The sequence below is a fragment of the Actinomyces sp. oral taxon 849 str. F0330 genome (assembly GCF_000239715.1).
Taxonomy (GTDB): Bacteria; Actinomycetota; Actinomycetes; order Actinomycetales; family Actinomycetaceae; genus Actinomyces; species Actinomyces johnsonii.
Genome location: NZ_JH470359.1, coordinates 29,185 through 50,659 on the forward strand (window position 1 = coordinate 29,185; position 21,475 = coordinate 50,659).

A 21,475-nucleotide genomic window follows, 5' to 3' on the forward strand; every position below is an offset into this window, starting at 1 on the left:
TCGAGCACACCCTGGTGACCCTGACCGGTCGCCGTTCCTCGGCCTCGGTCGTGGCCGCACCCCGTTCCGTCGTCGATGGCGCGCGCAGTGCCTCCAGCGGCGCCGACAGCTCCAGCGCTGCCTCACTCACCGGCGAGTCCCGTGCTGCGCAGGACCCATTTATGGAACGGCTCGCTCGGGAAGGCGCCCAGCGGGCGGCAGCCCGCTCCGCGACGTCGGCCCAGGAGACCGCGGGCCCCGCTTCTGCCGACACCACCACCGAGACCATGTCCCCGGCCGCTCCCTCGTCCGCATCGGCGGCTGAGACCGCCGGCGCTCGGTCCTCCTGCAGCACGGATTCCGAGACGGATCGCCTCGGAGCGAGCGACGCCGATCGCAATGCCGTCCCCGATGCGGCCTCGCGCGACGGCGACGAGGGGAGCTCACCGCGTACCCAGGACGTCAGCGCCTCATCTCCCTCGACCCCCTCCCGCCGTCTGGTCGGCTGGGGGAAGCTCTTCGCCGAGGCCAGCGCGATCGCGCGAGAGGCGCACGAGGCTTCGGCATCGGCCCCCGATGCTCCCGCACATGGCCGGCAGGTCGCTCCTCCGGCCGCCTCCGAGTTGGCCTGCCCGGCCGAGGGCCCGCAGGCTCCCACTACCGGCGCGTCCGTCGAGGGCGAGGAGGCGACCCAGGAGGAGACGACGACGTCGACTCCGCCTCAGGGCTGGCGGCCGGTCCACGTGCCCGCACCGACCTACACTCTGGCGGCCCGTGCACCCCGGCGCTCCTACGCCGACCCGGTGGTCGACCCAGGCACCTCGGCGCCGGTGCCCGCGCGCCCGCAGACGGCCCGTGCATACGTCCCGGCACCGGTGGAGGATGATGAGGAAGAGCTCTTCCACCCCATCGACCTCGACGCCATCCTCGAAGGGCGGCACGCGGCCGGCGAGTAGTGCGAGCCTCCTGCGGCGGCTGCGGGACTCCTGGAGCGGTGGGCGGGCTCACCGCCACCGAACTTGCCAGGAAGCCCGGCAGCGGTGCTAGGATCAACCTGCTCCTGGGGCTATGGCGCAGTTGGTAGCGCGTCTCGTTCGCAATGAGAAGGTCGGGGGTTCGAATCCCCCTAGCTCCACAACGATAGAGTTTTGCCCCGCCGAGATGATCGGTGGGGCAGAACTCTACTTGCGTGGGTTGATCGGTGTGACTGTGGTGCCCCGGCCGGTGGAGACCGCGATGACGAGGCCGTCGATCAAGAATTGGTCTCCTATGCGAAGGGCCGCTACATGAACGAGCCGGAAGGACCGCGCCTGCCCATCCGCCAGGATCCGCGGCGATGAATCGGTCCTCATGTGCTGGCCGGGGTGGGGTCCAGTGCATCGTGCAGGTTCCCGCCGTCTTCTGCCAGGAAACTGTTGATTTCTTGTGTGAGGGTGAGGGGCATGAGGTGTGAGAGTGTGTTGAGCTCTTTGTGCCGGGGGAAGACGGTGCTCATGACCATTGGTAGGTGGATGTTGTCTGGGCTGATGAGGCGTCCGTAGTCGTCGTATAGTTTTTGGACCTGCCATCCGGGTAGGAGGGCCGGATCGGTTTTGTAGGTGAGGATGCTTGGCCATCCTTTGTTGAAGCGTACGATATTTAGTAGTTCGAGGGCTATCCAGCGCAGTACTATGTCGCGGTCGGTGCTCAGTATTTCTGCTGGTCTTTTCTCGCCGCGTTCGGTGTGGCCAAAGCGCCAGCAGCCGTCCTCGATCCAGAAATGTGGAACCCAGTCAGAGTATGTGTTTGGGAAGATGAAACCGTCCTCGCGGGGTATGGTGCGGCCACCCCGGGCTTGGGTCAGGTGTTGGAAATCCTGTCCCATGGTGGCGATGGGGTTTCCGTGTTCGAGGAGGTGGTTTAGGGGTTCGCCGTTGGGGGTGAGGTAGGCGTCCAGGACTTGGTCGGGGGTTAGGTGCATGAGGTGGGAGAGGGCCGCGAGTTCCGGGGCGTGGGGGAAGGTGGTGGTCATGTCCATGTCTACCGGGGTGCCGTTGGGTCGGATGAGACGACCGGTGGCTTTGATGCTGTAGAGCACGGTTTGTTCAGAGGTTTGTTCGGCTGTCCAGCCGCTCGCGAATCCGGGGATGTTTCGCAGAGGAAGCAGGTAGGGCCATTTCTGTTTCTCGCGATATCTGTTGGCGATGCGGCAAATCAGCCAGCGTAGGGCCACGTCCTGGTGTGGGGTGCTCAGAGTGGCGGTGGGGGTGTCGTCCCGTCTCGTCTGGTATCCGATGTGGAACAGGCCGTCGGTGTCCCAGAACAAGACGCCACGAACGTTTTGTTCCCGGCTGAAGAACAGAGAATCGTCTTCCTCGTACACCCCTGTACCTGTGCTCGTGAGGGCGGTGATGAGTCGTTCAAGACAGGTCGGTCGCATGATGTGATCCGCTAACGTTGGGCGATTGGAGCTGCCAGGTGCTCATGTGACCTGACTCATGAGATGTTAGTGTCTTGAGGCCGTAGGGGCACGAGGGTGTGGGCTGCGGTTCGGGTGAGCCGGAGAGTCTGGGAAGAGCCCGTCGTTCGTCGGTGACGCTGAGCCGATGAATTGTGTCAATCGCTGAGGAGTCGGTGGGCGAGCACGCTCACCACCTCGTCAGGGTTGGCGGTTTCATCCACGGGAACGGTGAGCTGGTCGAGAAGCAGTCCGTCAAGGGCGTAGTGGAAAAGCGTGATGTCCGCAGGTCGGCCTGGTAAACCCATCTTCTCGTTGAACTCGATGTCGGCTTGAAGCCCTGCTTGCCGCCAGGCGGTGAGTGCCTCTGCGACGTGCGGACGACGGGTGGCTTCAAGCCGCAGCTCGAAGAGCGCGATCGCAGCATCGCGGTCGCCTGTCAGTCGGTGGACGATGTCGCGCAGGTACTCGGTGAACAGCTCAACGCCGAGAGGCCGCTGGGCGAGATCCGCGTGGATGTCGGGATCGGGCTGCAGACGTTCACTGATGCGGAGCAGGATCGCGTCGATGACCTCATCGCGCGAGGCGAAGTAGTTCGAGGTCGTGCCCTTGGGAACCCCTGCCTCGGTGTCGATCGCCCGATGCGTCAGACCGCGCGAGCCCTGCTGGGCCAGTACCCGCACAGCGGCGTCGGCGAGCAGCGTGCGTCGCTCAGCATTACGAGCCATGGGCATCATCCTATCGCAACTACTACCGATGTCGTGGTAAGGTCACCTCGACCACGACAGCAGTAGTGATTGAGGGTATGATGCGTGAACTGGTTTACTACGTCGCCGTGTCCATCGACGGCTACATCGCCGCGCCGGACGGCAGTTACGACGCCTTCCCCATCGAGGGCGACCATATGGCCGTCTACCTGAGTGACTTCGCCGATGCGCTTCCCTCCCATGTGCTCGCGGCGCTCGGCGTGCAGCCGCCAGGAAATCGCTTCGACACGGTCATTCAAGGTCGGGCGAGCTACGATGTCGCGCGGGCGGCCGGCATTGAGCGGCCCTATGCGCACCTGAGCGAGTTCGTCGCAACGCGCTCGGAGGCGGCCTCACCGGATGGTGTGACGTTCACTGCCGACGCGCTCTCGACAGTGCGCGAGCTGAAGCGTCGAGAGGGGCTTGCGATCTACCTCTGCGGCGGTGGGAGTCTTGCAGGAGAGCTGCTGCCCGAGATCGACCGCCTCATTCTCAAGCGCAATCCCGTCGTCCTTGGTGACGGTGTGCGGCTGTTCGGTGCCACTGGGGCTGTCGTGCAGAACTTTGATCTGGTGAGTTGTCGACGCTTCGAGTCCGGTGTCGTGATCGAGGAATACGTTCGCTCGGTCCGGTAGTGGACCGCTTGTGAGCCCATCCGTCGCGGCGCTCGAGACGCAGGGAGGCGCTGTCGGATGCGGACGTCGGATCATCGCTTTGATAATATCAATGAGTTAATAAAGTTATGTTGGCGCGCTAACATGATGTCGTGCCCAAGCTCATCGATCACGACAGGCGCCGGGAGGAGATCGCTGAGGCGACCTGGCGAGTGATTCACGCCGAGGGCATCAGCGGCGTCTCCATTCGCACTGTCGCTGCGGAAGCGGGGATCTCCACCGGCTCCATCAGGCACGTCTTCCCCAGCAAGACCGAGCTGCTCGTGCACGCCACGGAGCTGGTGGGGCGGCGTGCCTGGATCCGCATTCAACGCCATCTTGACGAGCCTGAACCGTGCGCGCTCGTTCTCTCCGTCGTCGAGGAGCTCCTTCCCCTCGACGCCGAACGGCACCTGGAGATGGAGGTCACCGTCGCGCTCATCGCCGAGGCGCCGGGAAATGCTCGGGTCCGAGAGGTTCTGGATGAGAGCTACGAGATCGTTCGGGAGGTCTGCCGGCGCCTGATCGCCAGGCTGCATGGCGCCGGCTTCACTGCGCCGGACCTCGATATCGAGGCGGAGACGACGGCGCTGCACGGGCTGGTGGACGGCCTCGCCATCCACCTGCTCATCAACCCCGACCCCGCCTTCAAACGGCAGGCCCTGCGAATGGTCGAGGCCGGTATTGACCGGCTGCGGCCGTAGGGTCGGTCTGTGCCCGTACGCGCGTCGACCGCAGGGACGACTTGACCTTGACACCGTGACAAGGCCTTTCCTGGGGAGCAGGAGGTGGTCCCGATGACCAGTACAACCCCGCAGGACTCCCGTGTCGCGAATGCGCTGAGCGCTGAGAGCTCTTCGATCCGCCTGCAGGCGGCCCTGGCCGTCGGGTCCGGAGCCGACGCCGGCTGCACGGAGCTGCTCGTCGAGCGGTGCGCGATCGAGCCGGACTTCTTCGTTCGGGACATGCTCTCCTGGGCGCTCACCCGCCTGCCGTCGGAGATTGTTCTGCCACGGCTCCACCGGGAGCTCTGCTCCGGGTGCAACCAGGCCCGCAGCCAGGCGCTGCACACGCTCTCCAAGATCGGCGACAAGAGCGCCTGGCCCTGGATCACCCGTGAGATGCTCGACGATCCCGACGACGGGGTCGCGCGGACCGCCTGGAGCGCCGCCGTCGCCCTCGTTCCGGATGGCGAGAAGGCGTTTCTGGCCGAGGATCTGGTGCGCCAACTCGGTCGTGGGGACCGTGGCGTCCAGCGTAGCCTGAGTCGGGCGCTGATCAACCTGGGTGACATGATTGAGCCGATCCTGGAGAGGGCCGCACAGAGCCTTGATCCGAGGGTGGCTGCGCATGCCCGTGCCACCGAGCTGCTTCGGCAGGATCCTGAGAGAGGTTTTGAGGAGGCCATCTCCGAGGCGAGGCTGATGCTCACACCAGGGGAGCCAAGTGCGGAGGAGTCGGATACTAGCGTGGCAAGAGCTGAATCTGTGGGGGTTGACTCCGTGGGGGTACAGGAGGCGATGGAGTGCTGATCGGCGATGCGGCCCGGTCCTGTGGAGTGAGCGCCCGGATGCTCCGGCACTATGAGGCTCTGGGTCTGGTGCGGCCGACGGGCCGCACCAGCGCCGGCTACCGCGACTACTCCGCCGAGGATGTCCGCAGAATCTTCCAGGTGGAGAGCCTTCGATCCATGGGGCTGTCGCTCAAGCAGGTGGGGCGCGCTCTGGAAGACCCGGACCTGACGCCCGCCGCGCTCGTCGTCGACCTCATCCGGTGCACTGAGGAGCGTCTGGCCCAGGAACGCGAGCTGCTCGACCGGCTCCGGGCCATTGACGCCTCCGCGCCTGCCGACTGGCGCGATGTCCTGCGCGTCATTGACCTGATGCGAGACCTCGACTCGGAAAGTGCCGCACGCAGGCAACAGGCCGTTCTGATCCGATCTGCGGGAGCACCGGTCCCCGTCGAGCTGCTGGCCGAAGCGCTTCTGAGCGAGTCCGAGCCGGATGTCGCGGGTGCGCTGCGCTGGGCCATCGCCCGATCTGGCGGCGATGCGGTGGCGGCGCTGCGCGCCGGTGCTCGCGCAGAGGATACGGATGTTCGACGGCGCGCGGTTCGGGCGATCTCTGAGGTACCCGAGGCGCCGGGCGCCGCCGTCGTACTCACACAGGCCCTCGACGACCCCGACGCGGTCGTGCGCGATTGTGCCGCTCTGGCGCTGGGACGATGCGGTGTGACCGAGGCCGTCCCCGTCCTTGTCGCGATGGTAGTCGAAGGCGCCCACGATGTGGAGGCGGCGGAGGTGCTGGGAACGCTGTGCCACGACGATGAGCGTGCGTCCTGGATTGTCAATGCTCTGACCGACGAGCTCGCCGCGCCCACCGCCGGGACCGCCGTACGACTGCGTCTGACTCAGGCTCTCATCGAGCTCCCGGCCGCGGCCGCCGGAGAGGCGCTTCTCCGGTTGACCCGCGACTCCGACCCCGCCGTCGCTCGCCTCGCCTCGGTCTTCGCCTGAGTCCTGAATGAGCGGAGCCATCGAGGACGTATCGATGGCGTGTGGCCGGGCTTCTTCGTGGTTCAGGCTCAACGGCGGGTGGTCGACGGGGGGATTCACAGTTTCCTACAACAGTGCAGTGATTTCACTCACATGCGATCGGCGCTGATCGGCAGAACTGCGCGGATTTGTGCGGATCTCTGGATGTCTGACATGTTGTGGTAGTCGACTGGTGCGATGCTTATGCGACTTTTGTTTGCGGGGACGGCGATCCGGTGCGTGTGATGTTTCGGGACGTGGGTGACAGTTCTGTGTCAGCCTTTGTGGAGGCTGGTTTGTCTAGCGCTGGTGGTTGTCGGCTGAGATTGGCTGAGGGTCTGCTCGCCTATGTCCTCGGTGCTGGTGTTGGCATCTGATGGGGTGGGCGTGCTCGTGCTCGACTGGAGCACGCATGCGGATGGCGCAGTGAGGATGGATGTTGTTGAACCAATGCACCGGCTCGGTGGTGGCGAGCTTGGCATCGCCGATGCCCTCCCAGGGACCGTGCTCACCAGGGTGGAGACGGTTGCGGGCCAGCTCGGCCTTGTGCGAGGAGTTCAGCGCCTCAGCCAGAGCAATGGTGTAGGAATTTCCTTTGGATCCCACCGAGGCGACCGCCTCGCAGTCGGTCATGGTCTGCCCGTAACGGATGGCTCGGTACTACGCTCCTCTATCGGAGTGGTGTCAGGCCTGCTCCCTCGCGCCCGTGCCCCCGGACAGCCGTTTCAGGGCGTTCAGCGCCAAGTCGTCGTACAGGCTGGTAGAGTAGGGGGTTGGCAAAGTTGGTTTAGGTGGGGGTTTGGGTGAGTAGTTTGATGGCTCGTTTGGGTTGTCGTGACAGGGATCTGGTGGTGCTGGCGATAGTGGCTCTGGTGCCGTGGGTCAGGTGGATGAGGCTGATGGCCAGGTTCGTTAGGGCGGCCATGATCTCGGGGCCGTTAGCGGTGCGCAGCTGGTGGTGATCCTCGTCGAGGATCACGTCACGGACCCGGTGGAGCCGGTTGTCTATCTTCCAATGTCCCCGGACCCAGGCGGCGACCTGCTCGAGTTGGGCCTGTCTCATGGGTAGGGAGCAGACCAGGTAGACCACCTCCACAGTCGTCCTCTTGGCGCTAGCGCTGCCGTTGTTGCCTGCGCTCCTGCGATCCTTGGTGGTTCGGGTGCGTCGGACCTGGACCACCTGGGCGGCTGCGGGGAGGTCCACCCAGGTGGGAGCCCAGGCCGCCTCGGGCGGTGCGCCGCACTCGCCGCCCGTGAGGGACGTCGTCCCAGAAGGTGGACGGGATGTCCTTTCAGGGCAGCTTCTTGAGCGTCCTGTTCTTGAGCGTCCTGCGCAGGGTCTTCTGATTGCCCTTGACGGTGAACACGTAGTGACCGCCACGCTGGGCGGGTCCACTCGGCGGTATCGGTTTGGGTGTGCATCGCATCGGCGCTCACCACCACCCCGTCCAGGTCGAGGGTCTTGAGCAGCTCCCCGAGCGCGGGGACCTCATTGGACTTGTCCGCCACCCGTGCCTGGGCAAGGACAGTGCCCGTGGCCTGGTCCAGGGCCGCAAGGAGACGAGGCGCCGGGTCCTCGTTGGTGCGGGCTGCGCGCATGGTCTTTACCGTCCACCGTGACCACCCTGCGCCTCTCGATGGTGCCGGTACGCGTACAGAACCAGGACCTCACATGAGTGTCGAGGTCCGTGGGGTCCAGGTCCTGGAGCACCCGCCGGATGGTCGACTCCGACAAGAGGGCACGTCCCACCTGAAGTCCCAGGGCGTCCAGGTCGGCGGCGGTCAGGTCGGTGGTGTGCTCCCATATCGCCGTCAGGCTCCGGCAACCAGCCAGCACTCCTGTCACGGCCAGGGATAGGACCGTGGGCAAGTCGTGGCGCGTACCCCGCCGGTCCCGGGGGTCGGTGATGTTCTTGAGAACCTGGGTCAGGGGCTGGCACGACAGGGGGGTCGTCGTGGAGGATGGCATGGCGGCGTGACCTCGCTGGTGACGGGATTGAGTAGACGCCTTCATCGTCACCGTGCGGGTCACGCCGCGCCCGCACCAACACACCAGACCCACTAGAGATCAGACAACCACCCACCGACTATACCGACCCCCCGGGCATTGAATCCACTACGTGAGCTTTCTTAATGAGTCTCGTCGCGATATTGCCTTCTGGAGTGAGTTGAGATATTATTACGTCCACCTTCACTCGACTTTGGGGTATCGCAGTCCGAACGAGATCGAAACTAAGTTACTGGGCTTAGTTGAGGCAGCCTGAAGCGCGAAGCAAGCAGTGTCCGAAAACAGTCAGCAGCTCGAGACTCGTCCAAGGTGACACTTTGTACGTCGGACGTCATCCGTCGCTACTCAGGTATGTCGTCCCAGAGCCTGGCCCGCCCGCTCGCATCAGGCCCTTCATCGGGCCGGAGACCTGACGCTGCGGGTGGTTGCTACCGTGGACGCGGACGTCATCCATAGGGATGTCTCCTAATAATCCCCACATAATCCGGAGGTATGCTAAACTCGAGGTCGTAGGATCATTGATGGTCCTACGACGAACGCATTGCGCTCACATCTGAAATGCACCTTCGACGCTCCAGGAGATCTTCAATGCGGGTACTCATCAGTCCTATCAATGCTGACGAAGCGGTCATTGCCTATGAGTGCGGCACTGACATCATTGACATCAAGAACACTTCTGAGGGATCGCTTGGCGCGAGCTTCCCGTGGGTGATCCGCGAGGTCATCGAACGCGTAGGTGATCCTGAAGTGACCTTTAGTGCAACGCTGGGAGATCTGCCGTTCAAGCCCGGCACTGCGGCGTTGGCCGCTCGCGGTGCAGTGACCAGTGGTGTCACCTATATCAAGGCTGGGCTCCATGGACCTAAGACGGTCGACGAGGGTGTGCAGCTGATGACGGCAGTTAATCGAGCTGCCAAGGAGGTCAACAACGATGTCCTAGTGGTCACTGCAGGTTACGCCGACTATCGGCGTTTCGACGGCCTTAAACCACTTCAGCTGGTTGAGATCGCCACCGAGGCCAAAACTGATCTGGTCATGATGGATACCTTGTTCAAAGACGGCAAGACTCTTTTCGACTCCTGTGATTTGGCAGAACTTCAGGAGTTTGTCGCAACAGCTCACGAGAACGCCTTGGAGGTTGCGCTAGCCGGGTCGATTCGGCTACAGCACCTTGACCAGTTGGTGTCCATTGGGACTGACATTGTGGGAGTCCGCGGCGCCGTCTGCGGAGGACTCAACCGCAAGGCGACCATTGACCGCGAGAAAGCCCGCGAGTTCATGGCTGTGGCTTCGGCATGATGATCTTTCGGATTGGAACCAGCAAAATCCGACTGACTTTTCTGCGCTCATGACTCCGCCCGCCCCGGTTGCAGTCAAGTTAGGAGGCAGCCTGATATCGCGTGCAACTGCTGGCTCAGCGATCCTGCTTGAGAAACGCCTGGCTGAACTCTGCGCCCAGTTACCCCTTGACCGGCCCTTATTTGTGGCTCACGGGACTGGGGCGTTCGGTAAACCAGCGGCGATCGAGTTCGGATACCTTGATCGTACACTGTCGGATGATATGGGAAGAGTGGTCTCACACGTCAACCACCTACTCTTGGAACTGGAGTTGGCTGTCTACCGGCAGCTTGAGTTTTGTGGTCTGAGACCCTTCCGGATATCGCTGCTGGAGTGGTCTCGTGTACCAAGTACCCAAATGATTCATCAGTTGGAGTTGCTCATCATGCGGGGCCACACTCCAGTGGTTGGCGGCGGTTTCATCGTCACCGACACCGGATACGAAGTTTTGTCGTCCGATGACATTGTGGTGGATGCCGCACTTGCTCTGCGGGCTAGTGATGTCGCATTCGCCATCAACGCTCCAGGGGTCTACGACGACACGACGCCCGACCACCGGATCTATGAGTCGATCAACGTCGCTGACCTAGCGCGGTTGAACGGGATACCTGATATGGCTGGTGACTGCACAGGTGGCATCGCGGCCAAGCTCCGCGCCGCCGCCCGGGCTGCCTCAGCCGGGATCAGGACCTTCATTGTTGATGGTCGGTCAAGCCGGAACCTGGGCGACGCTCTTACAGGACGACCATTCCAAGGTACTGAACTCCTCGGTTCAGCCAAGGATGCATCATGTGCGGCATTGTAGGGATCTTCCGGCCGGAGAGCGTTGGTGTCGAGGACGAACTGCTGGTGGCTCGCATGCTGGGCACGGTAGTCCATCGAGGTCCCGACGCACAGACCATCGGTCGAAGCGACGGTGTGGTATTGGGCAGTGCTCGGTTGGCGATCGTTGACGCGTCTTTTGGAGGCCAACCCTTCAGCGACGAGTCCGGATCGATCCTGGTGGTCTTCAATGGAGAGATTACTAACTATCGCGATCTCTCTGCGCAACTTCAAGCGCTAGGACACCGCCTCGCCTCGCACTGCGATGGGGAGGTAATCGCTCACGCCTATGAAGAGTTCGGGGTGACTTTCGCTGAGTACTTGGACGGACAGTTCGCGATCGCGCTGTATGATCGGCGGAGTAATAGGTTGGTCCTAGCCCGCGACCGGATGGGAATCTGTCCTCTTGTCTGGGCATGGAACGGTATCACCTTGAGTTTTGCGTCGGAAGCTAAGGCCCTCTTTGCTGCGAATCTGCCCAGCCCCCGGCCTGACCCAAGAGGATTGGCCCAACTCTGCTACTTTGGCACGACCGTCGCACCGCAGACTATGTTCGCCGGTGTCAACGCATTGCCAGCCGCGCATTATCTGGTGATCGATTCGACTGCGTCTCCCAAACTAATACGTTACTGGCGGTTGCGGTATCCTGAAAAGGATGCTGGCCGCCGACTTGATTGGGAAGCGGCCCGCGAGGAACTCGACACCCTGCTGGTTAGGGCGGTCGGGCGTTGTGTCCAGGGCGAGTTCGCGCCGGTCACTTACCTCAGCGGCGGAGTGGATTCAGCGCTGGTCACCGCGCTCACGAGAAGGCACGTTCGAGGCCGATTGACTGCGCTTTCAGTCGGTTCCACTACTCCCAAACTTGATGAAACTGTCTTGGCTGCTGAGATCGCTGATTATCTGGGCGTCGACTTAGTCGTCGAGGTAATGACCGACGATGACATCGCCAACGTGTTCTCCTCACTGATGTGGCACCTGGAAACCCCGACTTTATCAACCGAATCTGCCGCACTGCATGCGCTTGCCTGCCGGGCCGGCGGTCTGAGTAAGGTGGTTCTGACGGGAGAGGGAGCCGACGAGGCCTTTGCTGGTTACCAAGCCTTTGAGCAAGGACGACAACTCGGACGGATCTGGGACTCGCCACCGACAATCAGAGCTTTGGTTCGTCGGGTGCTTCGGACCCGGCTTGCCTCGCAATGCTTGACCCCGGGCGACAGCCGTCTAGATCGGATCCGCGATGCTTTTGGTTTCATCCCCGCACAGGCGATCGAGTGGGAGTTCTACCGCGAGGTTTTCGGCCCGATTCTCACCGGCCCGGCCGGGGTACTACTCGAGGCCGATGTCCCGCTCACCACTGTGGAATTCGATCGGGATCTACCCGCCCGGGCGTCCCGCCTGAACGCTTCCTTGGCGGTGTCGTACGATGTCATGCTGGGCAACTACCTTCTCGGTCCGCACGGCGACCGGGTACTTGCTGGCGCCTCGGTCGAGGGGCGGTACCCCTTTCTCGATCGGGAAGTGGTCGAGTTTGCGGCCCTACTGGGCGACCAGGCCAAGATCGGCCAGGGATACAATAAGGTGTTGCTCAGACTCGCTGCCCAACACCATGTGGGTCCGGAAGTGGCTTGGCGTGCGAAGAAACGATTCACAATGCCATTTGTCAACCCCTTTGTCTCGCCGAATTCTCCCGAAATCTACCGCTACCTGATGGCCCCGCAGACCATTGATGACTTTGGCTACTTCGATGCCGAACGAGTTGCCGCTGTTCTGGGCCAATTGGGCAGTCCCATTCCGTCTGGTTCGCGGGGACGGCGGCACTTGGCCAGATTACGGCAGGGATTGTTGGTGACCCTGGTTGCCACAACCCAGCTTTGGCATCACACCTTCTTTGAGGATCCCGGTAGTTTTGAGGTCAACCAGCCAGAGTTGTCAATGGGAGGAAGCCATGTTTGAGTCAACCGATCAAGCAAATGCGGCAGCAGCGCGGCTCGAAGACAACCGATCCGAGATCGATCACGCCATTGCTGCGCAGATCGACTGGTTGATCCAGCATGGGCCAGCAGCCGACGATCCCTTCATCGGCGCTATCTACCGTTGGCTGGAACACTACCTTCACGTGGCTGGTAAACGATTCCACGGACTCACGGCCATCCTGAGCTATCGGGCGGCGGGCTACTCGGATGTGTCGGCAGTCTTGCCCGTTGCGGCCGCACTCCAGCTTTACCATCACCACACGCTGGTGCACGACGATATCTACGATGGGGATGTCATGCGGCGCGGGTTGCCGACTAGCCATGTGCGCCTCGCCAGCTTGTTTGAAGGTGAGACGACAGGCGCCGGCGATCCGAAGCCCTTTGCTAGTCGTGATGACCGCAGCGGTGTCATTGCTGCTTTCGCCTACGGCAAGATCTGCCGAGCCCTGGCGAATCGGGCGGTTTCCTCCGCACCGCTGGACGGCGGCAGCGTCCTGACGATACTCACGATGCTTGAGGAGCATGATCTGTGGGACAACGTGGGGCAGCTGCTTGACGTCTATCACGAGGGTTCGCGACTGCCATCTCCCGAGGCGTGTCTGCGTAACGTTTGGCTGAAAACCGGGCGGCTGTTCGAGATCTGCGCTCGGGCGGGCGCAGTTGCCGCAGGTGCTGACCCATCCATCACCAGCGCGCTAGTCTCGTGGGCGGGTCACTTGGCGGTCGCCTACCAACTCAAGGATGACCTGGAGGACACCGTCGCTGACAGCGAAAAAGGTCTGGGACGCGGCGTGGGAGTTGATCTGGTCGCCCTGAAACCAACCTATCTGCTGAGTCTGGCCAATGAGTTGGCCGATGGCCAGGATCGCGCCAGGATCAGTGCCTGGCTCAACCGCGAGCAGGACTATACCGTCGAGGAGTTTTCCGCACTGATCGACCGAACCGGGGCCCGCCGGGCGACCCAGCTAAAGATTGAAGAACTCATCTCGGCGGGCCTAGCCATCGTTGGTGCCCTGGGAACGGTCCGGCCCGATGTATTGTCGGAGTTAGCTGAACTAAGCAGGTACGCGATCTCCGATGAATACTGGCGGAGACCGCTGGTCGACGAACGATCGACTGTAGCGGATACGGGGGCCAGTGATGGGTAGACATGCGATCGTTGACGTCCACGGAGTCCTGCTTGGGAGGCAACACTATGACGATTCGCCGCCGGGCGATTTCATCGTCGGCCTTCGTGACGCAGGATACTTGGTACAGATCGTGACCAACTCTAGCAGCGTCACTCCCGCTGACTTGACCAACGAGCTGGTGGCACGCGGTATCCCAGTCTGTGTGTCGGATGTCGTCACGATGGCGATGGTCGCAGCACATCGACTGTCATCCCTCGGTGTGGGCGAGGTGGCGGTGATCGGTTCTGACGTGTTGCGTTCCGAACTAAAACGTCTGGTTCCCGGCCTACGGGTCATGGAGGTCGGCGCATCAGAGGTGCTGCTAGTCACTCGTGATCCTGGCCTTACTGAGGAAACGCTGGACTGCGTGCGGCTTCACCCACCACGGCTCATCTTTGCCACCTGCAAGGATGCCTCCTTCACCGACGCTTCGGGGGTCCACGTCGGCCCTGGAGTAACCGTGCGTCGAGTCGAAAAGGCGGCTGATCGTGAGGCGATCCTGGTCGGTAAGCCGGACCCCTATGTGATCACCGAATACTTGGGCCTGCGGGGTGGCGAACTCGATACCGCCGTGGTCATCGGCGACTCACTCACCCAGGACGCCGAGCTGGCTGAGCGTGCCGGATGTCGGGTGTTGATTACCGGCACCCCCGAAAACACCTCATGTGACCTACCCAATGTCACCCGCCTCGACCAGGCACTGGATCTTCTCAGGAGAATCGAGTGATTACCATCTGCGGTGCGCGGCTGCAAGCCGTGGGTGAAATACTGTTGACGAACCGGTTTCATCTCTTCGCCCTGCCGGTCCTTTTGACCGCATTTTGGAACCAGTCGATGCGCCTGCCGCTCGACTGGCAATACTACGTCATGATTACCGCGTCGGTAGTGGTCAGCTATGTCTACAACCAGATCACTGACCGTGACGAGGACGCCATCAACTACGACGCCAAAGGCCACTTCTTCGCTAACCTGCAAGTGGCGTTGTCGATTTGTGTGGTGGCCAGCGTGGTGGGTGTCAGTCTGGCGCTGCGGGCTGGATGGGGCTTCCTGATCTACTCCTTGGTGGTCAACATGCTGATGAACCTCTACAGCATGCCGATGCCTTGGGCTGTTCGGCCAAGTTTGTCGCGGATTAAGCAATATCGGTACGTCAAGAACGCCTTCGCTGCACTGTGTTGGTCGGTGCCGCTGCTGGTCACCCCCCACGTCTACGTGGGGAGTTGGCCGCAGTGGTCCCAATTGTTGGTCATGATCGTAGTCACCTTCGGGTTGGACTACCTTTCGGAGTTGCTGTGGGACGTCCGTGATATTGAGGGAGACCTGAGGGCACAGGTGAAGACTATCGCGAACACCCATTCGACCCGGGTCGTTCGCCGGATCTCACGGGTGGTAATAGCGGTCACTTCGGTTACCTACTTGGTGGGTTTGGTCACCGGCGTGCTGGCGCTGCTACAGGGCTTGCTCTTCCTAGCCGCGTGGGTGCCATACGCTTGGATGTTCGCCGACCGGTATCTGAAGTCAGATTCGAAGTTGGCGCTGTCGCACCGCTTTGTTGTCTTACAAGCAGTCATCGCCCTAAGTGCGTTGGTGGCGCAACTTGTCCTGGGGTGATTTGCAGTGCTGGAAAGGAGAGAAGGGATGGATTTGACCACTGCGTGGTTGAAGGCTCGCGTGGCGGCCGATGAGGCCTTGAAGACGGCCGTGCCACCGCGACGGGATGACCAATGGATGGTCACATACGTAGATGAGCCGCGATTCGGATGGGACTGGGATGGGCTTGAACGGGGTTTCCTGGCCCCTGTCCATGAGTTCAACAGCCAACATCCTGCCGGGTTGCGGACGCTGTTGCTATACCTCCTGCTTGCAGGCAAGGAGCCACAGCGGCGCCCATCGGCACAGCTGATCGCGGCAATCGAATGCCAGTACCTCTCGTCGATCATGCTCGACGTAGTCGCCAACAAACACGACTTGCCGCGCCAGGACGAGTCACTGCCGCTTCCCCCACCTGTATGGGTGACGGTCGCCTACAACCTGCGTCAACTCGGCGTCCTGCTTGCTTATGAGGGAGAGCCCGCCCTCGCACCGAACGATGGTACTCGTCTTGGCGAAATCTTTGGTGAGTATCTGGTGCGGCAGGGCCTTGCTCGGACCGTGCACCTTGGTGTCCGCCGGCTATCGGATGAACTGGAGTACCAATGGTTACTCGGTTATCTATCGTCGGCGGAGCCCTCGGCGTCCTTCGAATTGGTGGGTCTTACAGCCGTTGCTGTCGCCGGGCAACCGCAGGCGGGCACCGTGCTGGCCGCGGCCTGTCGACACCTTGGTGCGGCGCTACGTTTGGAGGCTATCTCGCGTTCGGTGCTGGACGCAGTCGGGGAGAAACCGGTCGTTTCGGTCGAGGCTCGGCTGTCTGAAGCGGCCCTGCAAGTGGACGCCGACCTGGCCACGCTCGCCGCCAGGCGGCTTAGTCTGGCCCTCGGATTCGCCAAGCGCTCCCTGCCGGGAGCGGAGCAGGCGATTCTCAAGTTCACCCGGCTTGTCGCCCCTAGGCTGTACGCAACGATCGGAGTCAACTCATGAGTATCGCCCTCGCCCCTGGAATGACCGGCGCCTGGGCCGAGCAATACAAAGCCTGGCTGCCTTTCGCCCGCCAGGCCGTTCTGGAGACTGTTGATCGGTGGGGCACTGCTGCGGCGATCCGAGAACTAGCCGGAACCGATCTGGCCGATGAGATGATTGAGCTGCTGCGCCGCGACTGGTACCAACCCTTCCGATCCTATCTGAATCGGACTGGCAAGATGATCCGGCCGGTGCTGGTCTGCTTGACCGCCCGCTCGTTGGGCGCTGACCCGGTGAAGGCGCCCAGCCTCGTGGCAATGGCCGAGATGATCCACTCATCCTCGCTGGTACTGGATGATATCGCTGACGATTCCGACCTGCGCCGCGGCGAGCCGACTGCGCATCGAATGGTTGGTGTATGCACAGCGGGAGCCCTTGGCTCATCCTGGCTAAACATGTGCTTTGACATCCTCGCCAACTCCCAGTCGAACCTGCATGACAGTTCTAGGAGACGGCTGGGACGCGAGCTTGCCTGGGAGCACTGGGTGACCGGACTGGGCACAACCATCGATACGATCTGGCCATCCGAAGAGTCCATGGACCACGATCCCCTCGAATACCTGCAGTCGGTATTGCATCGCTCGACTTCCTATACCTATCGGATGCCGTTTAAGATCGGCGCGAGTATAGCCAATGCCGACGAGCGGGCGTTTGCGGCATATTCGAGACTCGGGGAGGAGATCGGGCTGGCCTTTCAGGTGATCGATGACCAGCTCAACGTAGCTCCAGTGACTGAAGAGTGGGGTAAAACCACCGCCGAGGACATCACAGCAGGTAAGGTGACGCTGCAGGTGTTGCTCACCCTGCAACGGGCCGACCGTAACCGGGCGGCGGAACTGGTCCGCATCCTGCGGGCTAACACTACCGATCAGCGCGAGCTACGAAACGCGGTCGGCATCATGCGGGAGTGTGGGGCGCTCACCGAGGCGCGGGCAATCGCAGATCAGCACCTGGACGCCTGCTTGCGCATCATCTCTAACATGGATTTTCTCCACAGCGAGGATAGCGAGTTGTGGCGCAGTTTTATTTCATACTTGTCGAACCGTGATCGATGAAAGGAAGCATCTTCCATGACCACGTCCGTTGAAACCGATCGCGGGACCATCCGTGTCAGTTCGTTGACTAAGACGTACCCGGGGCCTACCCACGGCCTGAAGGTGCTAGACGACGTTTCGCTCGCTGCCGAGCGGGGCAGCTACATTGCTTTGCGGGGTGTCTCGGGTAGCGGCAAATCAACCCTGCTCAACATCCTGGGTGGCATCGAGGTGTTTGACTCAGGAAAGGTCGAGGTGAGCGGAGCAGACCTGGGTATCTTGTCGCGAGGGCAACGCACTGCCTTTCGGGCCAACACCATCGGTTTCATCTTCCAGTTCTTCAACTTACTGCCCACCCTCACTGCCTTGGAGAATGTGTCTGCAGCGCTCGAACCACTGGATAAAGGGGCTGTTGAACGGCGAGAGCAGGCGATGGACATGTTGGAAGCAGTCGGGATCGCCCACCTAGCCGACAACTTCCCCTCCCAGATGTCCGGTGGCGAGCAGCAGCGCGTCTCGATAGCCCGGGCGATGGTCAAGCAGCCTCCGGTGATTCTGGCCGATGAGCCAACTGGCGCTCTTGACCACAAGAATGCGACGCAGGTACTTGAGTGCCTGACCCGGTTGCAGCAGCAGATCGGCACCACGATCATCGTCGCCACCCACGATCCGATCGTTATCAGCTATGCCACCGAGACCTGGGAAATGCACGATGGCGCTATCGAGGTTGGTCGCTCATGATCCAGATTCACAATCCGGCCCGTGTCCTTCCGCTCACCTCGCTGCAGAAATTCGCCCTCGGCTCGGCCTGGTCGATGGTCGGCCGGCTGATGCTGTTGATTGCAGTAGCGTCCATGGCCTTCTCGATGCTGGTTGGCGAGTACTCGGCGATGTCGAGCATCACAAAGGCGCGTGATAGTTGGTATTCTGCGGGTCAACTCGCAGACTTGGAACTGCGATTCACCCCCGCACCGAACCAGTCGGCGCCGCGCTTCGATGAGCTGCCCGGGCTGACCGATAGTGCGTCCCGCCAAGTCCTGCCCGGACGCACAAAGCTGACCGGGGCCAATGACCTGGCGCTGACCGTAATCTCTTCCGATTCGGTATGGGCAGGGGCCCGGTTGAACATTCTGACGCCCCTTGAGGGGACCCTTCTGACGCGGGACGACGAGTCAGGTGCATTGATCGACCAGGGCATGGCGAACTACCACTCGGTCGGTGTCGGTGACTCACTGGACATTGAGGTCGGCGGCACCACGCGAACCGTGACCGTGCGCGGGATCGTTCGAGACCCCGAGTTCCTCATCGCCCCGCTCAACCCGAGCCTGTTCATCTCCGCCAAGGACTCCATGGGCGTGGTTTACCTGCCCCCGTCGTCGCAGAGCGTGAATAGCGTGGTCTTCAACTTCGAACCGGGACAGGATCTCGACGCCGCTCGGCAGTCTGTTCTCGATGCGGCCGCCGCACAGCACTTGGCCGGGGCCTACGCCATGGAGCGGGAAGAGCAGTTCGCCTACCAATATGTCGAGAAGAACCTTGACGTCTTCGGCGTCGTCATTCCCCTGATGGTGCTGGTGGGAGCGCTGTCGGCTGCCTTCGTGTCGATGTTCTTATCGGCGCAGTGGATCGCGCGGGAACGCAAGAGCATCGCAGTGCTACTAGTGCAGGGTCATCAACCCATCGCCGTGGCCCGCGCCTATGTCCTGCCCTACATGTGGCTGGTCGCCTGGACCATCCTCATGGGTCTGCTGGGATCGGTGTTCGTAGGACGTGCGTTCCTGGAGAACTTCGCATCCTCGGTCGGGTTGCCGAGTGTGCCATTTGTCCTCGACCCCGTGGTGATCGCCATCGGTTGTGTTGGCACCCTGGTCGTTTACGGGCTCGGCGCAGCGCTTGCCTTTGCAGGGATCTTCCGGATGTCGCCGCGCGATGCGATGACCCGCACCGTCGACACCGGTCGCGGCGGCCGCATCAGAGGGGCCTGGCTGGGGACTCTGGTGTCGAGCACCACAACCCGACTTTCAGTCAGAAACATTCAGCGCAACCCGTGGGTGTCTGCCCTGACCGTGTTGGCCATCGCGATCGGCTTTGGCCTGACGGCGGCCTATTCCCTGTCGTATTCCTCGGTGATCGCCACTTCTCGGTCAGCCGTTGACGGCAACGAGTGGGACCTGACTGTCGACTTCGTCCAACCACAGGCAGACGCTCAGGCGGCAGCCCTCATGGCGGAGGCCGGCGTGAGCGAGTGGACCCCGATCATCAAGACGGTGGCCCAAGCGACCAACGGTTCAGCCATCGAAAACCTGATGGTCGGCGGCTTCGACCCGCAGAACACTTGGCACAAGGTCACTCTTATCGAAGGCTCTGACATCTCCGAGTCCAATCCGGATGGCGTGGTCATCGAGGCCGGACTCGCTCACCGGTTGGCGCTTGAGCCGGGCGATGTCCTCACGGTGGATGCAACCGGAACCAAACACGAGGCCCGAGTAGTGGGGATCATGTCGTCTGCGTTGCCCGGTGAGGTTCGCTCGACGTTGGAGTTCGCGAGTTCGCTCACTGGAAGCAACCTGTTCTCGGGCGTGCTGGTCAAGGCCTCACCCGGCGCGATTGCAGCGACCGCCGATGCACTGAACTCCGAATCGGGGGTGCAGCAGGCTTTGAGCAAGGACGAGATAGTTAAGTTGATCGTCGCGTCGTCCTCCCAGATCACAGCCCTGCTGTGGCTCGGTGCCCTAACAAGCATCGCGGTGGCGCTGTTGTTCGTGGGGGCGTGCCTTGGCTATACGATCCTGGAACGAAGACGCGAGTACTCACTGCTCAGTTTGCTCGGTTTCCGCAACGGAGCGATTCGCAGCACTGTGGTCATGGAGGCGTCACTGCTCGGGCTAGCCGGCATCGTGATCGCCTTCCCCGTCGCCTGGCTGGTTTCACGGCTGCTCAACGAGCGTATCTCGGATACCTGGTTCAATATCGACACCCACCTGTCGGCTCAACCATTCCTGGTGACGTTCTTGCCCGGACTCATCCTCCTACCGCTCGCCGCGCTGCCATTGGCCCAGTGGGTGCTGCGCGCCAGCGATCCAGGGAACCGCGAGCGAGGAATCGGTTGATATGAGTAAGGAGTAGTCTTGCAACGAGCTTTGTTGACGGTTCTACGGTGTCCGGGCTGCGGTTCGCCGGTGGCGTTAACGCCCTCAGCCACCGACGGTTCGCTGATTGAATCCGGGACGCTAAAGTGTTCGGGCTGCTCGCGGTCGTACGCCATCATAGATTCGGTTCCGCAGATGCTAGTCAAGAACAATCTGGACCGTCGGTCGGTCACAGGATTCAGCTTCCAGTGGCGGGCCCGTCAGACTGGAGCCGGTGAGGACCCCGGTGTGATATACGGCTACCGGATTCCGCAGTTCGTCGAGTGGATGTCTCAGACCTTCTTCGGTCACTTGGATACCGCTACGCAACAACAGTGGATTTTGGATGCAGGCTGCGGCTCAGCCGAGAAGTCGGCCGAGCTTGCAGTGCGCTATCCCCAGCATCAGGTAGTGGCACTTGACCAATCGACTGCTATCAAGCAGGCCGCAGCTCGTTTCGGTGACATCGCCAACCTGCACTTTGTCCGAGGGGACGTGCTGCGGCCACCGTTGTTGGGTGGAGCATTCAGCCAGGTGGTGAGCATCGGTGTCCTCCACCACACCCGGTCAACCCAGGCCGCCTTCGAAATGGTTGCCGACTTGGTCGGACCGGCAGGAGGATTGCTCGTCTGGTTGTACCCACGGGAGGGGGAGGACTCCTTCTGGGACGGTTTGTACCGGCAACGAGACTGTCACTTCGCTGGTCTAGGTAGTAAACTACCTAGACCATTGGTCATGGCATGGTGTCGCGCCTATGTGAAGGTGTTCTCCAATCAGATCAAGAGTTTCCTTGTGCGCGAGCACAAACGGAACTGTCAGATCTTCCCACCGGAGATCTATCCGGTCTTTCACAGCCGAGCCGAGATGGCCCGCTCAGCAGTGTTTTTGTCGTTTGATAACGTCATGCCGCGATACCAGTTCCGCCATGGCAGGCAGGAAGTCATCGGATGGTTCGAGGCCGGGGGATTCGGCACCCCCGATACTAGTTATCCCGGATTCTTTGCTGCCATGCGCGCAACCCCATGATGTCGCACCG

Annotated in this window: 21 protein-coding genes, 1 tRNA gene and 3 pseudogenes; 18 read left to right on the forward strand and 7 right to left on the reverse strand. The window is 61.8% G+C overall.

Going from position 1 to position 21,475, the window contains the following annotated elements:
- Nucleotides 1-935: pseudogene (locus tag HMPREF0975_RS12785) on the forward strand (hypothetical protein); the annotation flags it as partial.
- Between the two features lie 106 nt (nt 936-1,041).
- Nucleotides 1,042-1,114 (forward strand) — tRNA-Ala (locus HMPREF0975_RS12790).
- A gap of 213 nt (nt 1,115-1,327) precedes the next feature.
- Here HMPREF0975_RS12790 and HMPREF0975_RS12795 read toward each other — a convergent pair.
- Nucleotides 1,328-2,341 (reverse strand): hypothetical protein, encoded by a 1,014-nt coding sequence (locus HMPREF0975_RS12795; protein WP_021608051.1) that lies wholly within the window; start codon nt 2,339-2,341, stop codon nt 1,328-1,330.
- A gap of 233 nt (nt 2,342-2,574) precedes the next feature.
- Nucleotides 2,575-3,144 (reverse strand): TetR/AcrR family transcriptional regulator, encoded by a 570-nt coding sequence (locus tag HMPREF0975_RS12800; RefSeq protein ID WP_009234614.1) that lies wholly within the window; start codon nt 3,142-3,144, stop codon nt 2,575-2,577.
- Nucleotides 3,145-3,221: 77 nt separating this feature from the next.
- Between HMPREF0975_RS12800 and HMPREF0975_RS12805 the strand changes: the two genes are divergently transcribed.
- The 4 genes from HMPREF0975_RS12805 (at nt 3,222) to HMPREF0975_RS12820 (ending at nt 6,330) form a co-directional block, all read left to right on the forward strand.
- Nucleotides 3,222-3,797, forward strand: a complete 576-nt coding sequence (locus HMPREF0975_RS12805) for a dihydrofolate reductase family protein (protein WP_021608053.1) — start codon at nt 3,222-3,224, stop codon at nt 3,795-3,797.
- 131 nt (nt 3,798-3,928) lie between these two features.
- Complete coding sequence (locus tag HMPREF0975_RS12810) at nt 3,929-4,519, forward strand: TetR/AcrR family transcriptional regulator (RefSeq protein WP_009234616.1); 591 nt, start codon at nt 3,929-3,931, stop codon at nt 4,517-4,519.
- 93 nt (nt 4,520-4,612) lie between these two features.
- The gene (locus HMPREF0975_RS12815) at nt 4,613-5,347 is read left to right on the forward strand and encodes a HEAT repeat domain-containing protein (RefSeq protein WP_009234617.1); all 735 of its coding nucleotides are present in this window, start codon (nt 4,613-4,615) and stop codon (nt 5,345-5,347) included.
- Nucleotides 5,341-6,330, forward strand: a complete 990-nt coding sequence (locus tag HMPREF0975_RS12820) for a HEAT repeat domain-containing protein (protein ID WP_009234618.1) — start codon at nt 5,341-5,343, stop codon at nt 6,328-6,330. The genes HMPREF0975_RS12815 and HMPREF0975_RS12820 overlap by 7 nt, the downstream gene beginning before the upstream one ends.
- 318 nt (nt 6,331-6,648) lie before the next feature.
- Here HMPREF0975_RS12820 and HMPREF0975_RS12825 read toward each other — a convergent pair whose 3' ends face one another.
- The 5 genes and pseudogenes from HMPREF0975_RS12825 to HMPREF0975_RS16875 form a co-directional block, all read right to left on the reverse strand.
- Entirely contained in the window at nt 6,649-6,981 is a 333-nt protein-coding gene (locus HMPREF0975_RS12825) for a hypothetical protein (RefSeq protein ID WP_009234619.1), read from the reverse strand.
- A 154-nt stretch (nt 6,982-7,135) separates the two neighbouring features.
- Nucleotides 7,136-7,552 carry a transposase gene (locus HMPREF0975_RS16870; RefSeq protein ID WP_232212541.1) on the reverse strand — a complete coding sequence of 139 codons (417 nt, stop codon included), beginning with the start codon at nt 7,550-7,552 and terminating at the stop codon, nt 7,136-7,138.
- Nucleotides 7,553-7,640: 88 nt separating this feature from the next.
- Complete coding sequence (locus HMPREF0975_RS17135; protein WP_009234621.1) at nt 7,641-7,775, reverse strand: hypothetical protein; 135 nt, start codon at nt 7,773-7,775, stop codon at nt 7,641-7,643.
- Nucleotides 7,776-7,794: 19 nt separating this feature from the next.
- Nucleotides 7,795-7,857: pseudogene (locus HMPREF0975_RS17210) on the reverse strand (hypothetical protein); the annotation flags it as partial.
- Nucleotides 7,838-8,362, reverse strand: coding sequence for a transposase family protein (locus tag HMPREF0975_RS16875; RefSeq protein ID WP_332248283.1), 525 nt, complete (start codon nt 8,360-8,362; stop codon nt 7,838-7,840). The gene HMPREF0975_RS16875 and the pseudogene HMPREF0975_RS17210, both read right to left, overlap by 20 nt.
- Before the next feature lie 582 nt (nt 8,363-8,944).
- Between HMPREF0975_RS16875 and HMPREF0975_RS12835 the strand changes: the two genes are divergently transcribed.
- The 12 genes and pseudogenes from HMPREF0975_RS12835 to HMPREF0975_RS12885 all read left to right on the forward strand — a co-directional run bounded on the left by HMPREF0975_RS12835 (nt 8,945) and on the right by HMPREF0975_RS12885 (nt 21,465).
- A complete protein-coding gene (locus tag HMPREF0975_RS12835; RefSeq protein WP_009234624.1) occupies nt 8,945-9,655 on the forward strand; it encodes a (5-formylfuran-3-yl)methyl phosphate synthase in 711 nt (236 codons plus the stop codon).
- A 49-nt stretch (nt 9,656-9,704) separates the two neighbouring features.
- Nucleotides 9,705-10,499: an amino acid kinase family protein gene (locus HMPREF0975_RS12840; RefSeq protein ID WP_009234625.1), complete on the forward strand. Its 795-nt coding sequence runs from the start codon at nt 9,705-9,707 to the stop codon at nt 10,497-10,499.
- Complete coding sequence (gene asnB / locus HMPREF0975_RS12845) at nt 10,484-12,469, forward strand: asparagine synthase (glutamine-hydrolyzing) (protein WP_009234626.1); 1,986 nt, start codon at nt 10,484-10,486, stop codon at nt 12,467-12,469. Before HMPREF0975_RS12840 ends, asnB begins: the two co-directional genes overlap by 16 nt.
- Nucleotides 12,462-13,637 (forward strand): polyprenyl synthetase family protein, encoded by a 1,176-nt coding sequence (locus tag HMPREF0975_RS12850; RefSeq protein ID WP_009234627.1) that lies wholly within the window; start codon nt 12,462-12,464, stop codon nt 13,635-13,637. The genes asnB and HMPREF0975_RS12850 overlap by 8 nt, the downstream gene beginning before the upstream one ends.
- Nucleotides 13,630-14,385, forward strand: a complete 756-nt coding sequence (locus HMPREF0975_RS12855) for an HAD hydrolase-like protein (RefSeq protein ID WP_009234628.1) — start codon at nt 13,630-13,632, stop codon at nt 14,383-14,385. The genes HMPREF0975_RS12850 and HMPREF0975_RS12855 overlap by 8 nt, the downstream gene beginning before the upstream one ends.
- Nucleotides 14,382-15,269 carry a UbiA family prenyltransferase gene (locus tag HMPREF0975_RS12860; protein WP_009234629.1) on the forward strand — a complete coding sequence of 296 codons (888 nt, stop codon included), beginning with the start codon at nt 14,382-14,384 and terminating at the stop codon, nt 15,267-15,269. Before HMPREF0975_RS12855 ends, HMPREF0975_RS12860 begins: the two co-directional genes overlap by 4 nt.
- Nucleotides 15,270-15,296: 27 nt before the next feature.
- On the forward strand, nt 15,297-16,238 hold the full coding sequence (locus HMPREF0975_RS12865; RefSeq protein WP_009234630.1) for a hypothetical protein: 942 nt from the start codon (nt 15,297-15,299) through the stop codon (nt 16,236-16,238).
- Entirely contained in the window at nt 16,235-17,332 is a 1,098-nt protein-coding gene (locus HMPREF0975_RS12870; RefSeq protein WP_009234631.1) for a polyprenyl synthetase family protein, read from the forward strand. Before HMPREF0975_RS12865 ends, HMPREF0975_RS12870 begins: the two co-directional genes overlap by 4 nt.
- A 15-nt stretch (nt 17,333-17,347) precedes the next feature.
- Nucleotides 17,348-18,052 (forward strand): ABC transporter ATP-binding protein, encoded by a 705-nt coding sequence (locus tag HMPREF0975_RS12875; RefSeq protein WP_009234632.1) that lies wholly within the window; start codon nt 17,348-17,350, stop codon nt 18,050-18,052.
- Entirely contained in the window at nt 18,049-20,421 is a 2,373-nt protein-coding gene (locus tag HMPREF0975_RS12880; protein ID WP_009234633.1) for an FtsX-like permease family protein, read from the forward strand. The genes HMPREF0975_RS12875 and HMPREF0975_RS12880 overlap by 4 nt, the downstream gene beginning before the upstream one ends.
- 33 nt (nt 20,422-20,454) lie before the next feature.
- Nucleotides 20,455-20,571 (forward strand): annotated as a pseudogene (locus HMPREF0975_RS17370) (hypothetical protein); the annotation flags it as partial.
- Between the two features lie 117 nt (nt 20,572-20,688).
- Nucleotides 20,689-21,465, forward strand: coding sequence for a class I SAM-dependent methyltransferase (locus HMPREF0975_RS12885; protein ID WP_049939952.1), 777 nt, complete (start codon nt 20,689-20,691; stop codon nt 21,463-21,465).
- The last annotated feature ends 10 nt before the right edge of the window (nt 21,466-21,475 follow it).

Excerpts from the sequence above, each read along its gene's own strand:
- HMPREF0975_RS12865 (WP_009234630.1), top strand. The coding sequence starts at position 15,297 with ATGGATTTGACCACTGCGTGGTTGAAGGCTCGCGTGGCGGCCGATGAG.
- HMPREF0975_RS17135 (WP_009234621.1), bottom strand. The coding sequence starts at position 7,775 with ATGCGATGCACACCCAAACCGATACCGCCGAGTGGACCCGCCCAGCGT.
- HMPREF0975_RS12875 (WP_009234632.1), top strand. The coding sequence starts at position 17,348 with ATGACCACGTCCGTTGAAACCGATCGCGGGACCATCCGTGTCAGTTCG.
- HMPREF0975_RS12800 (WP_009234614.1), bottom strand. The coding sequence starts at position 3,144 with ATGGCTCGTAATGCTGAGCGACGCACGCTGCTCGCCGACGCCGCTGTG.
- HMPREF0975_RS12825 (WP_009234619.1), bottom strand. The coding sequence starts at position 6,981 with ATGACCGACTGCGAGGCGGTCGCCTCGGTGGGATCCAAAGGAAATTCC.
- HMPREF0975_RS12870 (WP_009234631.1), top strand. The coding sequence starts at position 16,235 with ATGAGTATCGCCCTCGCCCCTGGAATGACCGGCGCCTGGGCCGAGCAA.
- HMPREF0975_RS12815 (WP_009234617.1), top strand. The coding sequence starts at position 4,613 with ATGACCAGTACAACCCCGCAGGACTCCCGTGTCGCGAATGCGCTGAGC.
- HMPREF0975_RS12805 (WP_021608053.1), top strand. The coding sequence starts at position 3,222 with ATGATGCGTGAACTGGTTTACTACGTCGCCGTGTCCATCGACGGCTAC.
- HMPREF0975_RS12850 (WP_009234627.1), top strand. The coding sequence starts at position 12,462 with ATGTTTGAGTCAACCGATCAAGCAAATGCGGCAGCAGCGCGGCTCGAA.
- HMPREF0975_RS12835 (WP_009234624.1), top strand. The coding sequence starts at position 8,945 with ATGCGGGTACTCATCAGTCCTATCAATGCTGACGAAGCGGTCATTGCC.
- HMPREF0975_RS12855 (WP_009234628.1), top strand. The coding sequence starts at position 13,630 with ATGGGTAGACATGCGATCGTTGACGTCCACGGAGTCCTGCTTGGGAGG.
- asnB (WP_009234626.1), top strand. The coding sequence starts at position 10,484 with ATGTGCGGCATTGTAGGGATCTTCCGGCCGGAGAGCGTTGGTGTCGAG.
- HMPREF0975_RS12880 (WP_009234633.1), top strand. The coding sequence starts at position 18,049 with ATGATCCAGATTCACAATCCGGCCCGTGTCCTTCCGCTCACCTCGCTG.
- HMPREF0975_RS12840 (WP_009234625.1), top strand. The coding sequence starts at position 9,705 with ATGACTCCGCCCGCCCCGGTTGCAGTCAAGTTAGGAGGCAGCCTGATA.
- HMPREF0975_RS16875 (WP_332248283.1), bottom strand. The coding sequence starts at position 8,362 with ATGAAGGCGTCTACTCAATCCCGTCACCAGCGAGGTCACGCCGCCATG.